This window comes from Hansschlegelia beijingensis (assembly GCF_045505405.1).
Lineage (GTDB): Bacteria > Pseudomonadota > Alphaproteobacteria > Rhizobiales > Methylopilaceae > Methylopila > Methylopila beijingensis_A.
In genome coordinates this window covers 1-2,241 of record NZ_JBJKEX010000443.1, presented here as the reverse complement: position 1 = coordinate 2,241, position 2,241 = coordinate 1, and the positions used below count along the sequence as shown (strand labels likewise).

The window sequence follows — 2,241 nt, the reverse complement described above, 5'->3', positions numbered from 1 at the left end:
CCCGCTGCGCCGCGATCGACGCCGCGACCGGCGTCGAGGTCGTGGTGGTCGGCCCGGCCGCCGCGAGCGAGGCCCATCTGAAGGCCGTCGCCCTGCGAAAGCTCCGGCTGCGTCTCGCCAGGGAGTAGCGACTTCTCCCAAGGTCGCGGCGCGCGCGCGATGCGAGACAGGGCGCCGCGCTTTCCTCGGCTTCGCAACATATGGTAGGCGAGGCGTCGAGAGCCGCGCGACGCGCCCCTGCGGGGAAGCGCGTCGCGATGGGGATTTCAGGTCGGCGTGACCCGCGCAGGCGTCGTGCGACCTTCAGGAGGAAACGACATGTCCATCACCGAAGGCCAGGCGCACGCGGCGGAGACCCGCTTCTTCCAGGCCAGCCTCGCCGAGATCGACCCTGAGCTCGCGGACGCCGTGAAGTCGGAGCTCGGCCGTCAGCGCGACGAGATCGAGCTGATCGCCTCCGAGAACATCGTCTCGCGCGCCGTGCTCGAGGCGCAGGGCTCGGTGCTGACCAACAAGTACGCCGAGGGCTATCCGGGCCGTCGCTATTATGGCGGCTGCCAGTTCGTCGACGTCGCCGAGCAGCTTGCGATCGACCGCGCCAAGAAGCTCTTCAACTGCCAGTTCGCGAACGTGCAGCCCCATTCGGGCGCGCAGGCCAACACCGCGGTGTTCTTCGCGCTGATGCAGCCGGGCGACACCTTCCTCGGCCTCGACCTCGCGGCCGGCGGCCACCTGACCCACGGCGCCAAGGCGGCGATGTCGGGCAAGTGGTTCAACGCCGTGAACTACAACGTCCGCAAGGACGATCATCGCATCGACATGGACGAGGTCGCGAAGATCGCGCGCGAGTCCAAGCCGAAGGTGATCATCGCGGGCGGCTCGGCCTATCCGCGCCAGATCGACTTCGCGGCGTTCCGTCGGATCGCGGACGAGGTCGGCGCGTACTTCATGGTCGACATGGCGCACTTCGCCGGCCTGGTGGCGGGCGGCCAGCACCCGAACCCGCTCGACCACTGCCACGTCGCGACCACGACGACCCACAAGACGCTGCGCGGCCCGCGCGGCGGCATGATCCTCACCAATGACGAGGCTCTGGCCAAGAAGTTCAACTCGGCCGTGTTCCCCGGCCTGCAGGGCGGCCCGCTGATGCACGTCATCGCGGCGAAGGCGGTCGCCTTCGGCGAGGCCTTGAAGCCCGACTTCAAGGTCTACACCCAGAACGTCATCGCCAACGCCAAGGCGCTCGCCGAGAACCTCAAGGGCCACGGCTTCGACATCGTCTCGGGCGGCACCGACACGCATCTGATGCTCGTCGACCTCCGGCCGAAGAAGCTCACCGGCAAGGTCTCCGAGATCGCGCTCGGCCGCGCCCACATCACCTGCAACAAGAACGGCATCCCCTACGACCCGGAGAAGCCGATGGTGACCTCGGGCATCCGCCTCGGGACGCCGGCCGGCACCACCCGCGGCTTCGGCGTGAAGGAGTTCCAGGAGATCGGCGACCTGATCTCCGAGGTGCTCGACGCGCTGTCGGCCAAGGGCGTCGAAGAGGACGCCGAGGTCGAAGCCAAGGTCCGCAAGCAGGTCTCGAACCTGGTCGAGCGGTTCCCCATCTACTCGGCGTGATTTACGCCGGCGGGAGTTCCTTGAATGCGTTGTCCGCACTGCGGCGCGCCTGACAGCCAGGTCAAGGACTCCCGTCCGACCGAAGACGGCGCCGCGATCCGCCGAAGGCGGGTGTGCGGCGCCTGCGGCCAGCGCTTTACGACCTTCGAGCGCGTGCAGTTGCGCGAGCTCGTGGTGGTGAAGCGTTCCGGCCGGCGCGTGCCGTTCGATCGCGACAAGCTGCATCGCTCCGTCACCATCGCGCTGCGCAAGCGGCCGGTCGATCCGGAGCGCATCGAGACCATGGTGTCAGGCATCGTCCGCCAGCTGGAGAGCAGCGGCGAAACGGAGGTCCAGGCCGAGACCATCGGGCGGCTGGTGATGGAGGGGCTCAAGGCGCTCGACGACGTCGCCTATGTGCGCTTCGCCTCCGTCTACAAGAATTTCCGGGAAGCCAAGGACTTCGAGACGCTGCTCGGCGAGCTTGCGGGCGACGAGCCGAAGCCCGCGGCGTCGTCGTGAGACTCGACGCCGTGGCGGACGGCTTTCCGGCGACCCGGCCGGACCAGGCGGCGATCGACCTGCCGGACCCGGAGCCCGGACCGGACGAGGTGGTGATCGACGTCGCCTACGCGG

Annotated in this window: 3 protein-coding genes; all 3 read left to right on the top strand. The window is 68.6% G+C overall.

From position 1 onward, the window contains the following. The first annotated feature begins 14 nt into the window (after nt 1–14). The 3 genes from ACIKT0_RS17330 to nrdR all read left to right on the top strand — a co-directional run bounded on the left by ACIKT0_RS17330 (nt 15) and on the right by nrdR (nt 2,127). Nucleotides 15–128, top strand: a complete 114-nt coding sequence (locus tag ACIKT0_RS17330; protein WP_407106602.1) for a DUF6898 family protein — start codon at nt 15–17, stop codon at nt 126–128. Nucleotides 129–318: 190 nt separating this feature from the next. After that, nucleotides 319–1,626 carry a serine hydroxymethyltransferase gene (glyA, locus tag ACIKT0_RS17325; RefSeq protein ID WP_407106601.1) on the top strand — a complete coding sequence of 436 codons (1,308 nt, stop codon included), beginning with the start codon at nt 319–321 and terminating at the stop codon, nt 1,624–1,626. A gap of 24 nt (nt 1,627–1,650) precedes the next feature. After that, complete coding sequence (gene nrdR / locus ACIKT0_RS17320; protein ID WP_183396292.1) at nt 1,651–2,127, top strand: transcriptional regulator NrdR; 477 nt, start codon at nt 1,651–1,653, stop codon at nt 2,125–2,127. The last annotated feature ends 114 nt before the right edge of the window (nt 2,128–2,241 follow it).

Bases quoted from the DNA above. Each gene is read 5' to 3' on its own strand.
- glyA (WP_407106601.1), top strand. From the start codon at position 319: ATGTCCATCACCGAAGGCCAGGCGCACGCGGCGGAGACCCGCTTCTTC.
- nrdR (WP_183396292.1), top strand. From the start codon at position 1,651: ATGCGTTGTCCGCACTGCGGCGCGCCTGACAGCCAGGTCAAGGACTCC.